General features: G+C 49.5%; 16 protein-coding genes. 13 read left to right on the top strand and 3 right to left on the bottom strand.

Annotated elements, in window-relative coordinates:
- Nucleotides 1–121: 121 nt before the first annotated feature.
- From DVH26_RS20845 to larA, 11 genes are all read left to right on the top strand, one after another.
- Nucleotides 122–958 carry a phytanoyl-CoA dioxygenase family protein gene (locus DVH26_RS20845; protein WP_239624909.1) on the top strand — a complete coding sequence of 279 codons (837 nt, stop codon included), beginning with the start codon at nt 122–124 and terminating at the stop codon, nt 956–958.
- A 14-nt stretch (nt 959–972) separates the two neighbouring features.
- On the top strand, nt 973–2,076 hold the full coding sequence (locus DVH26_RS20840; RefSeq protein WP_239624907.1) for an amidohydrolase family protein: 1,104 nt from the start codon (nt 973–975) through the stop codon (nt 2,074–2,076).
- Between the two features lie 14 nt (nt 2,077–2,090).
- Nucleotides 2,091–2,498, top strand: coding sequence for a Rieske (2Fe-2S) protein (locus tag DVH26_RS20835; protein WP_239624905.1), 408 nt, complete (start codon nt 2,091–2,093; stop codon nt 2,496–2,498).
- A 26-nt stretch (nt 2,499–2,524) separates the two neighbouring features.
- Nucleotides 2,525–3,607, top strand: coding sequence for an amidohydrolase family protein (locus tag DVH26_RS20830; protein WP_239624903.1), 1,083 nt, complete (start codon nt 2,525–2,527; stop codon nt 3,605–3,607).
- 32 nt (nt 3,608–3,639) lie between these two features.
- The gene (locus DVH26_RS20825; protein WP_239624900.1) at nt 3,640–4,671 is read left to right on the top strand and encodes an Ldh family oxidoreductase; all 1,032 of its coding nucleotides are present in this window, start codon (nt 3,640–3,642) and stop codon (nt 4,669–4,671) included.
- Nucleotides 4,672–4,691: 20 nt separating this feature from the next.
- Nucleotides 4,692–5,987 (top strand): alpha-amylase family protein, encoded by a 1,296-nt coding sequence (locus DVH26_RS20820; protein ID WP_239624898.1) that lies wholly within the window; start codon nt 4,692–4,694, stop codon nt 5,985–5,987.
- A gap of 39 nt (nt 5,988–6,026) precedes the next feature.
- The gene (locus DVH26_RS20815; protein WP_239624896.1) at nt 6,027–7,508 is read left to right on the top strand and encodes an extracellular solute-binding protein; all 1,482 of its coding nucleotides are present in this window, start codon (nt 6,027–6,029) and stop codon (nt 7,506–7,508) included.
- Nucleotides 7,509–7,581: 73 nt separating this feature from the next.
- Nucleotides 7,582–8,541 (top strand): ABC transporter permease, encoded by a 960-nt coding sequence (locus DVH26_RS20810; RefSeq protein WP_239624893.1) that lies wholly within the window; start codon nt 7,582–7,584, stop codon nt 8,539–8,541.
- A gap of 19 nt (nt 8,542–8,560) precedes the next feature.
- A complete protein-coding gene (locus DVH26_RS20805) occupies nt 8,561–9,439 on the top strand; it encodes a carbohydrate ABC transporter permease (protein ID WP_239624891.1) in 879 nt (292 codons plus the stop codon).
- Nucleotides 9,440–9,548: 109 nt separating this feature from the next.
- A complete protein-coding gene (locus tag DVH26_RS20800) occupies nt 9,549–10,427 on the top strand; it encodes an NAD(P)-dependent oxidoreductase (RefSeq protein WP_239624888.1) in 879 nt (292 codons plus the stop codon).
- A 13-nt stretch (nt 10,428–10,440) separates the two neighbouring features.
- Nucleotides 10,441–11,706, top strand: a complete 1,266-nt coding sequence (gene larA, locus DVH26_RS20795) for a nickel-dependent lactate racemase (RefSeq protein WP_239624886.1) — start codon at nt 10,441–10,443, stop codon at nt 11,704–11,706.
- A gap of 50 nt (nt 11,707–11,756) precedes the next feature.
- Here the strand turns inward: larA and DVH26_RS20790 are convergent, their stop codons facing one another.
- Together DVH26_RS20790 and DVH26_RS20785 are read right to left on the bottom strand one after the other, a co-directional pair.
- Nucleotides 11,757–12,395: a cysteine hydrolase family protein gene (locus DVH26_RS20790; protein WP_239624884.1), complete on the bottom strand. Its 639-nt coding sequence runs from the start codon at nt 12,393–12,395 to the stop codon at nt 11,757–11,759.
- 383 nt (nt 12,396–12,778) lie between these two features.
- Entirely contained in the window at nt 12,779–13,636 is an 858-nt protein-coding gene (locus DVH26_RS20785; RefSeq protein WP_239635446.1) for an SDR family NAD(P)-dependent oxidoreductase, read from the bottom strand.
- Between the two features lie 174 nt (nt 13,637–13,810).
- On the opposite strand from DVH26_RS20785, the gene DVH26_RS20780 reads away from it, so the two are divergent.
- Nucleotides 13,811–14,335, top strand: a complete 525-nt coding sequence (locus DVH26_RS20780) for a MerR family transcriptional regulator (protein ID WP_239624881.1) — start codon at nt 13,811–13,813, stop codon at nt 14,333–14,335.
- Between the two features lie 99 nt (nt 14,336–14,434).
- Here DVH26_RS20780 and DVH26_RS20775 read toward each other — a convergent pair whose 3' ends face one another.
- Entirely contained in the window at nt 14,435–14,839 is a 405-nt protein-coding gene (locus DVH26_RS20775; protein ID WP_239624879.1) for a CBS domain-containing protein, read from the bottom strand.
- Nucleotides 14,840–15,069: 230 nt separating this feature from the next.
- On the opposite strand from DVH26_RS20775, the gene DVH26_RS20770 reads away from it, so the two are divergent.
- Nucleotides 15,070–15,483 (top strand): nuclear transport factor 2 family protein, encoded by a 414-nt coding sequence (locus tag DVH26_RS20770; RefSeq protein ID WP_239624877.1) that lies wholly within the window; start codon nt 15,070–15,072, stop codon nt 15,481–15,483.
- Nucleotides 15,484–15,696 lie beyond the last annotated feature (213 nt).

The raw sequence follows: 15,696 nt of genomic DNA, 5'->3' as shown, positions 1-15,696 counted from the left end.
TCCGAAAGCAGTCCCCATTCATCCGAATCGTGTCCCTATATTTTGTTCAGAAAGCGATTACAATAAATGTATAGTGTTGTATTGATGATATTTTAAAAAATAGTTAATGGAGGTTGTTAGAATGAACCCATCTTGTTTGCAATACTCCCTGACAGAAGAAGAACGGAAGACATTTAACGATACCGGTTATTTGGTGCTTGAGAATGCACTGTCTCCCGAGCATATCAGTGCCCTGACGGAAGAAGTGGACCGTATATTCGCTAAGCATGTGAAGTCCGGACATGATACGACAAAGGCTCTGTTTCATCCGAATTTCATACCGGACCACAAGCTGTTCCTGGATCTGGTCGATTATGAAAAGGTGCTGCCAAAAGTATGGGGAATTTTGGGCTGGAACATTTATTTGTATCATGCTCACATGATTGTGACTCCTCCGACAGGACAGGAACCAAACGATAAAACCTTTGGTTGGCATCAGGACAGCGGGCGGATGAATATCGAGATGGAAACGGAGCCTCGTCCGCGCATGTCATTAAAGGTTGCCTACTTCCTATCGGATCTTTCCGAGCCGGGCCGTGGTAATTTCTGGATTGTGCCAAATAGCCATCTGAGCAACACGATACAGCGTCCAGAGAGCGGTTACGGCCAACCGGAGGGTGCGATTCCAGTCTGTGTGAAACCGGGAACGGCCGTATTTTTCGACAGAAGACTGTGGCATACGGCGAGTACGAACTGGTCGGATATTACCCGAAAGGTACTTTTCTATGGCTACGGTTATCGGTGGATCCGAACAAAGGACGATATGACCGTCCAGGATTTGTGGGAGGGTGCCGATCCGATCCGACGCCAATTGCTCGGGGCCGGTACGAATTGCAACGGGTATTATACCCCGCTTCCTGAGGATGTTCCGCTTAAGGGCTGGCTGGAGCAGCATGCGCCTAATCAAGTGAGAAAATAAAGGAGGGTACCGGCATGTCCGTAAATGAAGAAGCATTAGAAGCTGACTTGAAGCCGAACCGAAAGAAGGTGAAGCCCGGCATCATCGACTGCGATCTGCATCCGATACCGAAAAGTCTGGATCAAATCCGGCAGTATATGCCGAAGTATTGGCAAGGCCGGTTTCGAGGAGGCGGCAGGGGGCTATTCTATGGCAATCCTTCACACGGACACCGGCTCGATGCTGTACCGCCGGAAGGCGGGCCAGCCGGTTCGGATCCGAATTTTGTCCGCAAGCAGCTGATTGAACCGTTCAACATCAAGAAGGCTATTCTCATCCCTCGAGAGAACAGCTGCCAATTCCCGGATCTGGATTATGGCAACGCGATCGCTTCAGCCTACAATGAATGGATCGCCGATACGTGGATCGGCCCCGATAATCCAGACGGTGTGTTCAAAACATCGATTGTAATTAACCATAGCGACCCCATTGCAGCTGCCAAGGAAATCGACCGTTGGGCGGGACATAAGCACGTTGTACAAGTGACGACGGATTCAGGGGCGAGGTTTCTGATGGGTCACCGCAATTTCCACCCCATCTTCGAGGCCTGCTGCCGGCATAACCTGCCACTCGCGCTCCACCCGGGTTTGGACGGCATCGGCATTAACATTCTTCCGTCACCCGGGAATCCAAGCCATTATATCGAGTGGCATACGTGTATGTCGTTAAGCTTCATGGCACATCTCGTCAGCCTGTTGACGGAAGGCACATTCGAGCGGTATCCGGATTTGCGGATTGTGTTAGTGGAGGGAAGCTCTACTTGGATCGTTCCGTTGATGTGGAGGCTCAATATGGAGTACAAGGCATTGCGTCACGAGATTCCATGGGTGAAAAAGCGGCCGAGCGATTATTTGCGCGATCACATCAGAGTCACCTCACAGCCTTTGGAGCGGCCGGACGACGACGAGGACCTGCTGCATATGCTGCGGATGATGGATGCGGAGCATATCATGATGTTCTCCAGCGACTACCCGCACTGGGACTTCGACAACCCGAAGCTGGCGTTTCCCAAGCTGCCGGAGAAGCTGTACAACCGGATTTTCTTTGAGAATGCCGAGCAATTTTACAACTTGGATTAAGGAGGGCCCCTTGGATGGCTAAACATGTTGTAGCGACGACAAGCGAGCTTACGGCAGGACAACGCAAAATCGTTTCCTTGGAGGGCATCTCCATCGGTGTTTTTAATGTAGGCGGCCAATATTATGCCGTCAAAAACAGCTGCCCCCATCAACAAGCACCGCTTTGCGTGGGCAGAGTTACAGGCACTACACTGCCTTCGAAGCCGGGTGAATTTCTATACGGGCGGGAAGGTGAAATTATTCGGTGCCCATGGCATGGCTGGGAGTTCGATTTGACGAACGGCCAATCCTTATTCGACCCGAATCGGTGCTGGGTTAAAACATACGAGGTGGGCGTAGAGACGCCCGATGAGCCGCCGAAGCTCGAGACGTTCCCGGTTGAAGTTGAGGAAGAACAGGTTGTTGTGTTTATTAAGCGATAGGATCATGTGCCAGGAGGTGAATTCATTTGGAGCAGCCTTTCAATAAGAAAACGAAACAGCGCAGCCGTACAACCGGCATCATCGATTGTGATGTTCATCCATATCCGAAAAATAAAGAAGAGATTCAGCGATACATGTCTCAGCCTTGGAAGGAAAGGTTCAACGGCGGAGGCAGAGGTTTTTACGGAAACCCGATTCATGGAGAAAGATTGGACTCCCGGCCGCCCGGAGGCGGACCGGGCGGCTCCGACCCCGAGTTTCTTAGAGAGCAGCATGTGAGGAAATACGGGATCGATCATTGCATTTTGCTGCCCCGGGCGTTCTGCAATCTCCACCCCGATCCGGATTTCGCTGCAGCCATCGCTGCCGCATACAACGACTGGCTGGCCGATACATGGCTCGGCAAGTACAACGAGGACGGCGTGTTCAAGGGCTCGATTACGATTGCTCACCAGGACCCGGCGGCTGCGGCGGCAGAAATCAACCGCTGGGCAGGACACCCTCACTTCGTTCAGGTGATGACGGACTCCGGAGCCCGCGCCCCCTTCGGGCAGCGCCAATATTACCCGATCTACGAGGCATGCGCCCGGCACGGCCTACCGCTTGCCATTCATCCTGGAACAGACGGAATGGGTATTAACGTTCAGCCAACGCCGGGGTACCCGACCCATTATATCGAATGGCATACCTGCTTGTCTCTCGGCTTCCAGGCGCATTTGGTCAGCTTCCTTACGGAGGGGGTGTTCGAGCGGTTTCCGGGCTTTAAGATTGTCCTCGTGGAAGGCGGAGTCTCGTGGCTGCCTGCACTGATGTGGAGGCTGGATGCCGAGTATAAAGCGCTCCGCTATGAGGTGCCTTGGCTGAAGAAAAGACCGAGCGAATACCTCCGCGACCATGTCAGAATCACATCCCAGCCGTTAGAGCGTCCCGACAACGACAAGTTTCTGCTGAACACGCTGGAAGCGATGGATGCGGAGCATATCCTCCTCTTTTCAAGCGATTATCCGCACTGGGATTTCGACTCTCCTACATTCGCGTTTCCTGCATTGCCAAAGGATCTGCGTGAAAGAATTTACTCGACAAATGCCAGGGAGCTTTATTCGCTATAATCTATCAATTGAAAATTGAGGGAGGAGATCCGGTGGCTAAGGTTGGTTTAGATGAGGTGGAACGAGTAACGCTTCAGCTGCTGCATGCGTCCGGCCTACCAAAGCAGGATGCTGTAACTGTGACGGAAGTGTTCATGAGAGCAACCTACCGTGGGTTGAGTCACCATGATGTTTACGAGCTGCCCGGCAGAATCCAAGGCTTAGTTTCAGGCAAAATTAATGCCAATGCACGGATCGAGAAGCTTCAGCACTATGCGGCAATGGAAAGCTACGAGGGCGATAACGGGCTCGGGGAGCTGTGCGGCATGTTCGTGATGAAGCGTGCGCAACAGCTGGCGGACGAATACGGCATCGGCTTATGCACCGTTCGAAACACGAACCACATCCTGGCTTCGTCGCCCTACGTGGAGTCTGCGGCTGAGCAAGGGTATATCGGATACATGATTACGCGCGGAGCACCGACCATGGGTGCCCCGGGCCGAGTTGAGAAGGTCATCGGCACAAGCCCGATGGGGTATGCCGTTCCTACGGATAAAGGCTACCCGTTGATGTTCGATGCCTGTATTGCATACGCCTCCAACGGAGTATTGAAGGAGAAGGCAATGCTTGGCGAAGCGGTCCCGGCTTACTGGGGACTCGATGTCGATGGTATTCCTACCTCCAATCCGGCCGAGATATCCAAAGGAACCCGTCAGCCGATAGGCGGTCATAAAGGTTTCGGACTCACGATATTCGGTGAAATCATTACCGGTCTTCTATCCGAAGGGCAGCTCATCGACGAGCCGCAGCCGGGAACAGGCGCCATCGGCCAGCCATCGCATACGGCGATTTGCATTAAAGCGGACGCGCTGATCGGAGAAGAGCAACTTAGAGGCAGAGCTACGGAGATGATCGACCGGATGCTGGCAAGAGCCCCCGGTTTGCACATACCAGGTCAGCGCTCGGCGGCAAGCAAGGAGAGGATGATAAGCGAAGGGGCGATTGAGCTTACGGAGCAGCTTGTCGCGAAGCTGAACGAATGGTGCGCTCAGCTTCAGGTAGCCCCGTTGATGCAAGCAAATTAGAATTACAGGAGGCCAACTATATGTATATTAAAGAAATGGCAGCCAGCTTATATCCATGGGATCTTCACGATGAGGGTGTGGAAACCTGCGTAGATAATTTAGTGGAGCACACCAATGTGAACAGTGTGTATTTGGTCGGCATCATGCACAAGGAGAAACGTCCTCTGCGCGGGCTGTATTATCCGCACAATCCGAAACGGAAATTTTATCTGCCCGAAGACAGCCGGGTGTATTACCGGATGGATGAAGCGAATTTCAAGAACACACCGCTAAAGCCGATCTACAGCTCGGTCGACTGGCTGAAGGATACCGATTGGCTCGATCAGTTGATAACGACGGCCAGACAAAGGGGACTGAAAGTAGGCTGTGAAATATCGCATACAATTTACGATGCCAAGCGGGCGCTCTCCGAGTTTCCCCAGCTTCTGCAGCGGAATGTCAAGGGAGCGCCGATCAGCGCCGGCAAGCTGCTATGTCCCAATCATGAGCACGTTCAGGAATATATCGTGGCACTGTTCTATGATACCGTGAAAAACCACGACATTGATTTTATTCAAAGCTGTCTGATCTTGTTTCATCAGGGGGGCAGGCTCAAAACAGAGAACCATGGTATCAGCGATGAGAAGGAGCTGGATATTCTGCTTGCCGTGCTAGAAGGCGGCTGCTTCTGCTCCAGCTGCAGAACAAAAGCGATCGAGATGGGATACGACTGGGACCGGATCGCGTCCGACTTGAACCGACTCTATGACGTGGCTAAACAAGCGGAGTTAGCCGACATTTTGGAGAAGAAGCTGCTGGATGACGGGAATTTGACAGGAACGGGCTTTCTGATGGAGAATCCGTCCCTGTATCAGTGGCTTGAATTCAGGGAGAAGAGCATTACCGCTTTATTCAAGCGGATCTATGAGGGGATCAAGAGGGCGAATCCGCGGACGGAATTCCGTTACAATACGTACTTGAAGTATACGGAAATGGCTGGTCTCAGCTTCTCCGCCATTAAAGATTATGTGGATTCGATCCGCGAATCGGATTATGCGGAGCAGCGCGGGGAGATGCGCCATCTGCAAGGCAAGCTGCAGAAGCTTCATAAAATTCGCAGAGGCATAGGCTATGACAAAGATTTGATTGCTGCCGTCGATGTCAGGCCGAACGATTACGGCGGTTCCAATGAAGATATTCTCCGCGCCAGCGTTAAGATGCTCGGCTCCTTAGGGATCGACGGCATTTCACTTGGACATTATGACGATGCGACGTTCTCCAGGCTGAAGGCGGTCAGAGACGGGATGGCGGACGGGGAAATCTTCTTACTTAAATAAAAAGGGGATGTTGGCATGAAAAGGAGAGGTTTCAGTTCCATGGCTGCTTTGGTAGCATGTGCGATGTCATTATCCGTGATTGCTGCTTGCACCGGCTCCGAGACTCAAGCTCCTTCGACGGGGGACGGCAATCCGACGGCGGGAGACAACAAGCCTTTCAAGTACAGCACGATGGTCTCTACCTTCGCGGAAGTGCCGGATATGAAAAACCAATTTTGGACACGCTTTCAAAAGGAGAATAATCTCGAGATGGAGGTACAGTGGATTCCCGATCCCGAGTTTCAGACCAAATTAAACCTGGCGATGGCGACAGGTGAGCTTCCGGACGTCGTATCGGCTCAAAACCCGCATGATATCAATAACATTAACGCGATCGAGAAAGGGCTATTCTGGGATTTGGGTCCGTTCCTCGGCGATCTCAGCAAATATCCGAACCTGAAGAAAAACATTCCTGAAGTGGCCTGGAAATATTCCAAATATAAAGGAACGTATTATTTTATTCCAAGAGCCCGCTCGCAAATCAATACAGGGTTTCTTATCCGCAAGGACTTACTTGATGAGGCGGGTGTTCCGGTACCGCAAACTACGGATGAGCTGCATGCTGCCCTGAAGGCGGTGAAAGCAAAGGATACCAGCGGCAAGCTGATCGGTACGCTGTTTATGGAATCGATGGCTTCTGCCTTCGGCTCGTTCAAGCCGCAGTACAACAGTGAGGGCGGGTTATACCGGAATGTGCTAACTGATGCTTACACGAACATGGTCGAGTGGTACAGCAAATTGTATAAGGACGGCTTAATGACCCCTGAGTTTTCCACGATAAAAGGAGCGGAGCCTGACAACTTCTTCTCCAGCGGAAGAACCGTTTTCCACACGAAAAACTACTGGCATCAATACCGGATGGAGCAGGAAAATAAAAAGCTGAAGCCGAACGCCAAAGTGGAGATCGTTGCTTATCTTAAAGGGCCAGGCGGCAACGCCAACTATTTGGAGCCGGGCTTTACAGGCGGCTTGTTCATTCCAAAGAAGGTACCTGAGGAGCGCGTAAGGAAGCTTCTCGAGGTGTTTAACATGGCGGCAAGCGATGCCAACTCGCATGCTTTGTTCTACGGCTACGAGGGAACTCATCATAAAGTCGAGAACGGCAAATATATTATGAGTGACATCGGGTTGAAGGAAATTCAAAGCTTTACGAACGATCCGTTCACGATCAAACGCAATGAGTGGGATAAGGTGGATAGTCCGCTTGCCCCGATTGAAGTCGATTTGGCTAACCGCGAGAAGGTCAAAGTGACTTATACAGCTTTAACGGTCGATCCGTTCCGAATTATCCGTTCCGCCACCTGGTCCGCCGAATGGACGAAGCATGTGGATGAATTTGAGAAAAAACGAACCGAGGCGATCATGGGCAGAATCTCCATGGATGACTACAAGAAGTACATCGAAGGCTTGAGGAATAATCCAGGGCTCAAGAAAGCGTTCGTGGAGCTTGCCGCCAGCTACAAGGAATATTTCGGCAACTGAGGATAGGAGAAGGGCGGACGACGGAGATGCTTCGTCGTCCCTTTTTCCTCAAGGTTGGAAGGAGTTTGATTGGATGAAAACAGAAGAAATCAGTTTAAAAAAACATTCCTCCAAGCTTCACACCGGCTTTCAATCGTTATGGAAGGACTATGTGAAATACCGGTATATGTATTTGCTCGTCATACCGGGCTTCTTATATTTCCTAGTATTTAAGCTGATTCCGATGTGGGGACTGCTGCTTGCCTTTAAAGATTATCATCCTATGCTTGGCTTCAGCGGCAGCCAATGGGTCGGTCTGAAGCATTTCACCGACATGTTCTCCGACGGCCATTTCTACCTGATGCTGCGAAATACACTTCTCATTAACATCTTTGGCCTGGTATTTTTCTTCCCGCTGCCGATCATCCTGGCCATTATGCTTAACGAGGTTCGCCACGAGTTGTTCAAGAGAATTAACCAGTCTCTTGTTTACATGCCGCACTTTTTATCATGGGTTGTCATTGCCAGCATCACTTTCTTCATGCTGTCTGTAGATATCGGTTTGGTTAACAAGCTGATCCGGGTTCTAGGTTTAGAGCCGGTTTCCTTTTTGAACGAAAGCCGGTTTTTCTGGGGAATGCTCACGGTCCAAAGCATATGGAAGGATGCCGGGTGGGGGACCATTATTTTCTTGGCCGCTATTGCCGGGGTCAATCCCGAGCGGTATGAAGCAGCCGTCGTCGACGGGGCGAACCGTTTCAGGCAAATCTGGCATGTTACGCTGCCGGCGATCCGTCCGACCATTGTTATTCTGCTCATCCTTCGGTTGGGACATATGACCGATGTCAACTTCGAACAGGTACTGCTTATGATGAACCCGCTTGTCCGCGATGTGGCGGATGTTTTCGATACGTACGTGTATAATCAGGGGATCCTGCGAGGCATGTACAGCGTCGGGGTCACGGTCGGCTTGTTCAAAGGGTTCGTCGGGCTTGCGCTTGTGATGATATCCAATTATTTCGTCAAACGCATGGGCCACGAAGGTATTTACTAAGGAAGCGGGGGAATTCACATTGAGCTTTGTTCAGCAAAAAAAAATGACTTTGTTCGATATCGTTAATTATACATTGCTGACCATGATTTCGCTTTGCTGCATATTTCCGTTTCTTTATATCATTAGCGTTTCTTTGACACATTTTTCCGTTTATGTTCCATATGAGTTTCATTTATTGCCTGAAAAGTGGTCGTTAGGTGCGTATTCGTATATTTTGCAGTCCAACAGCTTCATGAGCGCGTTGCAAAGCACACTGTTCATTACGGTCGTCGGGACCATTCTCAACCTGGTGTTTACTTTTACGATGGCCTATGGGCTGACAGAAAAAAAATTGCCCCACCGGCGGTGGATCTACGGACTTGTGGTGTTCTCGCTTGTATTTAGCGCCGGCATCATTCCAACGTTCCTGCTCGTGAAGGAGCTTGGTTTAATGAATTCGTACTGGTCTTTAATTATTCCCTCTCTCACGAATGCATGGAGTCTCATCGTAGTTAAGAGCTTCATGGATTCTTTGCCAATCGAGGTGATTGAATCGGCCAAAATCGATGGCTGCAACGATCTGGGCGTGTTTTGGAAAATCGTGATTCCGTTAAGTATGCCGGCACTTGCCGCCTTCGTGCTGTTTTTTGCGGTGGCTCACTGGAATACATATTTTAACGCGCTGATGTTTCTAACCGATTCCAAGAAGTGGACGCTCCAGGTTCTTGTAAAATCACTCGTGCTGGACAACAGCGCTACGGTTGCGGGGATGGAGTCGTCGATCGGAGATTCAACGCCGCCCTCGGAAACGGTACGCTCGGCTTCGATCATTTTAGCGATTCTGCCCATCTTAGTAGTGTATCCGTTCCTACAGAAACATTTCGCTAAAGGGGTTATGCTCGGTTCGGTAAAAGGCTAGAATAGTTGGAGGTAACACTTAGGGGCTGTCCCAAACGGTCTAAAAGACTAGAGGAATATCCCCTTTTTCTGTAAGAACAATGGTGAATGAGTCAAGGAGGCATGTAAGTATGAGAATTATTCAACAAGGGGCGTCCATCGGGTTTATCGGTACGGGCGTCATGGGAACAAGCATGGTGAAGAACTTGATCCGTGCCGGATATAAGGTGCATGTTTACAGCCGCACGAAGGCTAGAACGGATGATCTTGTAGGGTTGGGCGCCTTATGGCAGAACTCCCCGGCCGAATTAGCCCGAACGGTTGATGTAGTCATTTCGATGGTCGGGTATCCTCATGATGTGGAAGAGGTGTATTTAAGTGAGCGCGGAGTGCTGCAAAACGCCAAGCCCGGTACCTATCTGGTGGATATGACGACCTCCAGTCCAACTCTTGCCAAACGGATCGAACATGAGGCGAAGCTTAAGCATTGTCATTCGCTGGATGCCCCGGTTTCCGGTGGCGATGTCGGTGCGCGGGACGCCAAGCTATCCATTATGGTCGGCGGCGAGGCGGATGTGTTCGATGCCGTAATGCCGGTTTTTCAAGCGCTCGGTACGAATATCGTTTATCAGGGCATGGCAGGTGCAGGGCAGCATACGAAGATGTGCAATCAAATTGCCATTGCATCCAACATGATGGGTGTCTGTGAAGCACTGGCATACGCCAAGAAGGCAGGGCTTGATCAGTCGACAGTGCTGAAAAGCATTGAATCCGGCGCCGCGGGAAGCTGGTCGCTCAGTAATCTGGGACCTAGAATCATCGGAGGCCACTTTGGGCCGGGGTTTTATATAAAGCACTTCATTAAGGATATGGGAATCGCGTTACAAGCTGCGGAGGAGATGGGGCTGGACATCTACGGCCTTAAGCAGGCAAAGGAACTGTATGAGCGACTCGCGGAGCTTGGAGAAGAGAATAGCGGCACTCAGGCCCTTTATAAAATCTACAATTAAGCGGTGATGTTGGATGGAAGCTTTCTTGCAGTATGGAAAAGGAGCCTTGCGGATTGAGGTACCGGATCATTCGACGATCATCGAGCCGCGGCATACGGACGGTCTGGCAAACGAGAAAGAGGCGGTCAAGGGGGCGTTGCGCCAGCCGATTGGCCTCCCCCCGCTCAAGAGCATGGTCAAGTCGACAGACAAAGTGGCGATTGTCATAAGCGATATTACCCGTCCTACACCCAACCATAAACTGATCCCGTGGCTGCTTGAGGAGCTGGAGCACGTCCCATGCGGGCAATTCGTCATCATTAACGGCACCGGAACACACCGGGATCAAACACGGGACGAATTTGTACAAATGCTGGGCGAGGACGTGGTTAGCCGCATTCGGATCATCAATCACCACTGCCATAATCCGGGGGAGTTGACTTGGGTCGGCAAAAGCTGCTTGGGGTGTGACGTTTATTTAAACAAGGAATATGTGGAAGCCGACTTCCGGATTGTGACCGGATTTATCGAACCGCATTTCTTCGCCGGATTTTCGGGCGGGCCGAAGGGGATTATGCCAGGAATCGCAGGCATTGAAACGATACTTACCTTCCATAATGCCAGAATGATCGGGGATCCGCTCTCCACCTGGGGGAACCTTCAGCGGAATCCACTGCAGGAAATGGCCGGGGAAGTCAACCGGATGTGCAAGCCCGATTTTATGCTGAACGTGACCCTAAACGGCGCAAAGGAAATAACACAAGTATTTGCCGGGGAGCTGTTTGAGAGTCATAGGCAGGGCTGCACCTTTGCGAAAGAGCATGCCATGGTTCCCGTTCACGAGCGGTTTGATGTGGTAATCACGTCCAATTCGGGATACCCGCTGGATCAAAATCTGTATCAAGCAGTAAAGGGCATGAGCGCGGCGCATAAAATCGTGAAGCAGGGCGGAAGCATTCTATGCGCTTCGGAATGCTCGGACGGGATTCCGAGCCATGGGAACTATGCCGAGATTTTGCAAATGAGAAGCAGTCCGCAGGAGATCCTGGAATTGATCCACGACCCCGCTTTCCTAAAATTCGATCAATGGCAGGTACAAAAGCAAGCCGTGATTCAAATGTGGGCGAATGTTTATGTATATTCCTCCCTTCCGGCTCAAGACATCGAGAAAATGATGCTGAAGCCGATGGACGATATCAGTTCGAAGCTAAGGGAGCTGAGGAACACGTATGGCGAGCAAATGACTGTCGCGGTGCTCCCTCTAGGTCCACTAACCATTCCTTATGTAAAGGATGAATAACTTGAACTGAAACCCGGCCTATGATGCAGACCGGGTAAACCTTCAACCGTTTAGGTAATAAGTTGGGGAGAATGAGGCGCTTGCAGCTGCCAAAAGGAAACAACCTGTTCCGTATCTGTTACCATTCCGAAATAGGTGTCTACGGTTTTTAAGCTCATATCGTGTTCTTCTTGCGAAAAAGCCGCGCAAGCATCGCTCATGAGGACAATCCGATAATCCAGCATAAACCCCTGCCTGGCGGTTGATTCCACGCAAAGATTTGTGCTGACACCCGTTATAATTAAGGTTTCGATTTTAAGAGTTTGCAATACGGACTCCAGTCTAGTATGTACGAACCCGCTGTAACGATGCTTCTTCACGATGATGTCGTCATGCTGCGGCGCAACTTCGTAAAATTCTGCTCCCCAGCTGCCCGTGTGGCAAATTGGGTTAACGCCGTCTGGAAAGCGGGAAAGCCAAACCTCGGAATCAGTAACCTTCTCATGATTCGTCTGCAGGAAAATGATTGGAACCGAGTGCGCTTTTGCCGCATCCAACAAGCTGCGCAATCTCGGTATTATTTTATTGACCGCGCTGACATCGATCCCACTTTTGGCAATCGCTCCATCTGGATGGCAATAATCGTTTTGCATATCCACAACGATGACCGCTGCGTTTTTCTGTTCCAGGTTCTGTTTTAATTTTTCCAACTTTTTCGCCCTCCTTAACCATGGTTATTATTCCAATTCTATGCCTAGTTATTCCAGCAATCGCATCTGGTTTGTTAAAACCAGTTAAGGGTTTCACACAGGGGCTTCTGGAGTGCGAAAGCCGCAGCGAAGTCCGAGCGGTCTGGCCGCGACTGCGCTGTTTATGTAGAGAACTCTGCAACATATGAGCAATCACAGCTTCGGCCTGGCCGTTGAGACGGTCCTGTCGCCGATCATATTGCTGCATATCTTCACCTTCTTATTCGTTGCAGAGCATGCAGTTAACCTTCTGGGAGCGATTAGGCAACACGCTAACGGGTAAGATCGTTCAATAATGTTACGACGCAGCCGGTCAATAGGATCGGCTGCTTTAGCCGTCAATTTTAAACATTACGTTTCAAAAATTCATGTTCATAGATCGCTTGAATTCTTTCCAAAACGTTCCGCGCCTGGTTATTAAATTTTAATTCCGCAACCTGACCTTTCAGCAAATACACCCCAGTCTTATTCCGGTGTTCACCGAGAGCCCCTTCATACAGATTGTTGGCGCCGTGACTAGGTGGTGAAAAAAATAGCTTCATTAACACTTTAACCAAAAGGGGCAGTCCGGATTGTTTCCCTTTTCTTAGCGTATTGTTGCTGCCTGGGTCAACGCTGCGGATCTTAATGTCGTCCTTGGCAAGCTGAGAAGCGATGGCCTGAGTCCACAGTGAAAGAGCTAGCTTTGAGGTTGCGTAAGGACCAAGCAGCTTGCGGAAGGTTTTGGGACGTTCCAGGATATCGATAGTAAACTCTTTTGTAAATTTTAGCGCTGAAGATGAGGTATTGATCACCGTTTTTAAGGCACCGATTTTTAGAAGTTCCTTCAACTCCATCAGAATAATATACGGAACGACCGTCAACAGCTCATAATGCTTCTCGCGTCCTTGTTTCGAATAGCTCAGCTTGGGAAAGGACCCTCCGGCGTTATTGAACAAAATATCGATCCGCTGCTCCTTGCTTTTGATCTCTTCCAGAGTACGCCTCAAGCTGGCATAATCAGCAAGATCATCTGTTTTATAAATTCGAAGCGATCCAGTCTTGACCGCATTTTGGATGTTCAGATCGTCCACTGGAAAGTCGGAACGGTTCAAAGCAACCACCTGCCAGTCCTCCGATAGCATTTTCCGGGTTAATTCCAACCCAATCCCCGCGCTTGCACCTGTAATCAATGCGATATGTTCATGTGGGTTCCTGTTCATTGTGCATCCCCTCCTGATATCGTGATATTTGCTCTGATAGCGCACATTCTATAACTTGAAGTCGACTCCAAGTCAAGGCGCTAAAACAAAGTTTTTTCTAAGGATAGGAGACTTGACTTGGAGCCAGCTCCAAGATGTATAATGCACAAAAAACAATCTCCGGGAGGGAACAGGATGAAGGAAGAGCAAACCTTTACGATAAAGCAAACCGCCGAACAAACCGGAATTACTGAGGATACGATCCGTTATTACGAAAAGATCGCGCTGCTGCCTCGTGCAGAGCGGAAGGACAACGGGCACCGCATCTACCGGCAGGAGGATATCAATACGATCCGGCTGATAGCATGCCTTAAAAAAACGGGGATGCCGCTAGAAGAAATGCGGCCCTTTTTGGGGGTCTCCGCCGATACCGATCCCGCGGAATATCCCGAACTGGTGGAACTCTTAAGAAGCCACCGTAAAAATATGGTGAGCCAAATCGCTTCGCTGCAACAGGTCGTCGATTTTATCGACATGAAGCTGGAGGAGGGGAAATACCGACGGGACTGCTCGGATGAAGGTTTAGACAGCTTATCAGAGAAAAGAGTGGGAGAACCGAAACCAAAGCCCGTTTCACCGGTTGAGATGAGTTATTTTTCCGTATCGGCCAAAGCGGGTAAATCACCTGCCCCCTTAAGATATGCTCGTAGTAAGCGGTAACTTTCTCGCATGAACTGCAGCAGTCCGTTGAGATCACTCGTTTTGAGATCAAAGAGAAGGCTGTCAGCGAACGGCAGCCTTCATGATACACAAGATCAACTAATCAGTAATATTTCGGGTATAGTATTCGATGATATCTTTGCGGCGAATGATTCCGAGGAAGACGCGGTCGGCGTCTACTACTGGAACGAAGTTCTGATCGGCCGCCAACGCCAGCATATCGTCCAAATCGGCGTTGATCTCGACGCATTCGACTTTCATCCGTTTTTTGATAGAGACGACAGGAATTTCGTGCATCGTATCGAAGCCGAGGCCGGGTGTGGCTTTCAGTTTCCATAATAAATCTCCCTCAGATAGCGTTCCGAAATATAAGCCATTGTCGTCCAATATCGGAATGGCCGTATAGTTGCTCGCCTCCAATTTATCCATGGCTTCTTTCATATTTGAGGATGTCATGAGGTAAGAGACCTCGCTCTTAGGATATAGAAACGATTTGATGTCCATTGAATCACGCTCCTTTGGTATATTAAAGCATATTTCGTCACGGAGCGCATGTGGAAGTGAGTGGGGCATGCCTAGAATAAAGGATGCTAAGCCAAACAAACAGGTTGAAAAACAATTGTTATATAATCTTCTGCATCAATTCCGTGGGGAATATAACAGCAACAAATCGAAAGTTCCTATGTTCTATAATGAAGACGGAGCGGAGTCAAAATGATTGGAGGATTATATGAATGAATAATACTTTAAGCAACTACAGCACAAAGGAAATGGAAATATTAAATCGAATGTTTTCAGCCGAAATGGAATGTATGCGTTCAGACGGAAATAACTTCAGCGGCACTAAATATGCCTTTCACCCCGATCTCGTTGTTCATGAAGCTGCATTGCTACCTTATCCGGGAGATAGGTGTGGGTATGAAGAACTCAAAAGACTCTTTAATACAATGCATAATACCTGGAGTTCCATAAACATCGAGAACATGGTTGCTACATTAGATGGTGACACCCTTTTTATGGGGTGTACTTTAGTGGCTAAGGCAAGACAATCTGAAAAAGAAGTTCGCTTACCTTTCGCTCAAATATTAAAAATTAAGGACCATTTAGTTAAAGAAGCATTGCCATTACTTCGATACTGCTTAAATTAACGCAGCACTTGGTCATTCAGAATATAATAAATGGATGAATTTCAAAATTGATTCCGGTGCAAGATTGGGAAGGCGCTATGAAGGAATATAGACCTCACAATTACGAGACTCACTATATATGAGATGAAACTAAATAGAATGATGTCAAATAATGGATTTTGGTATTTTATGTTCGGCATAATATACTGTTTGACTGGTGATGAGTCACTTGAT

It is taken from the genome of Paenibacillus sp. H1-7, from assembly GCF_022354825.1.
GTDB lineage: Bacteria > Bacillota > Bacilli > Paenibacillales > NBRC-103111 > Paenibacillus_S.
Note: the sequence above shows the minus strand (reverse complement) of the source record. Positions and strands in the feature narration are given on the sequence as shown.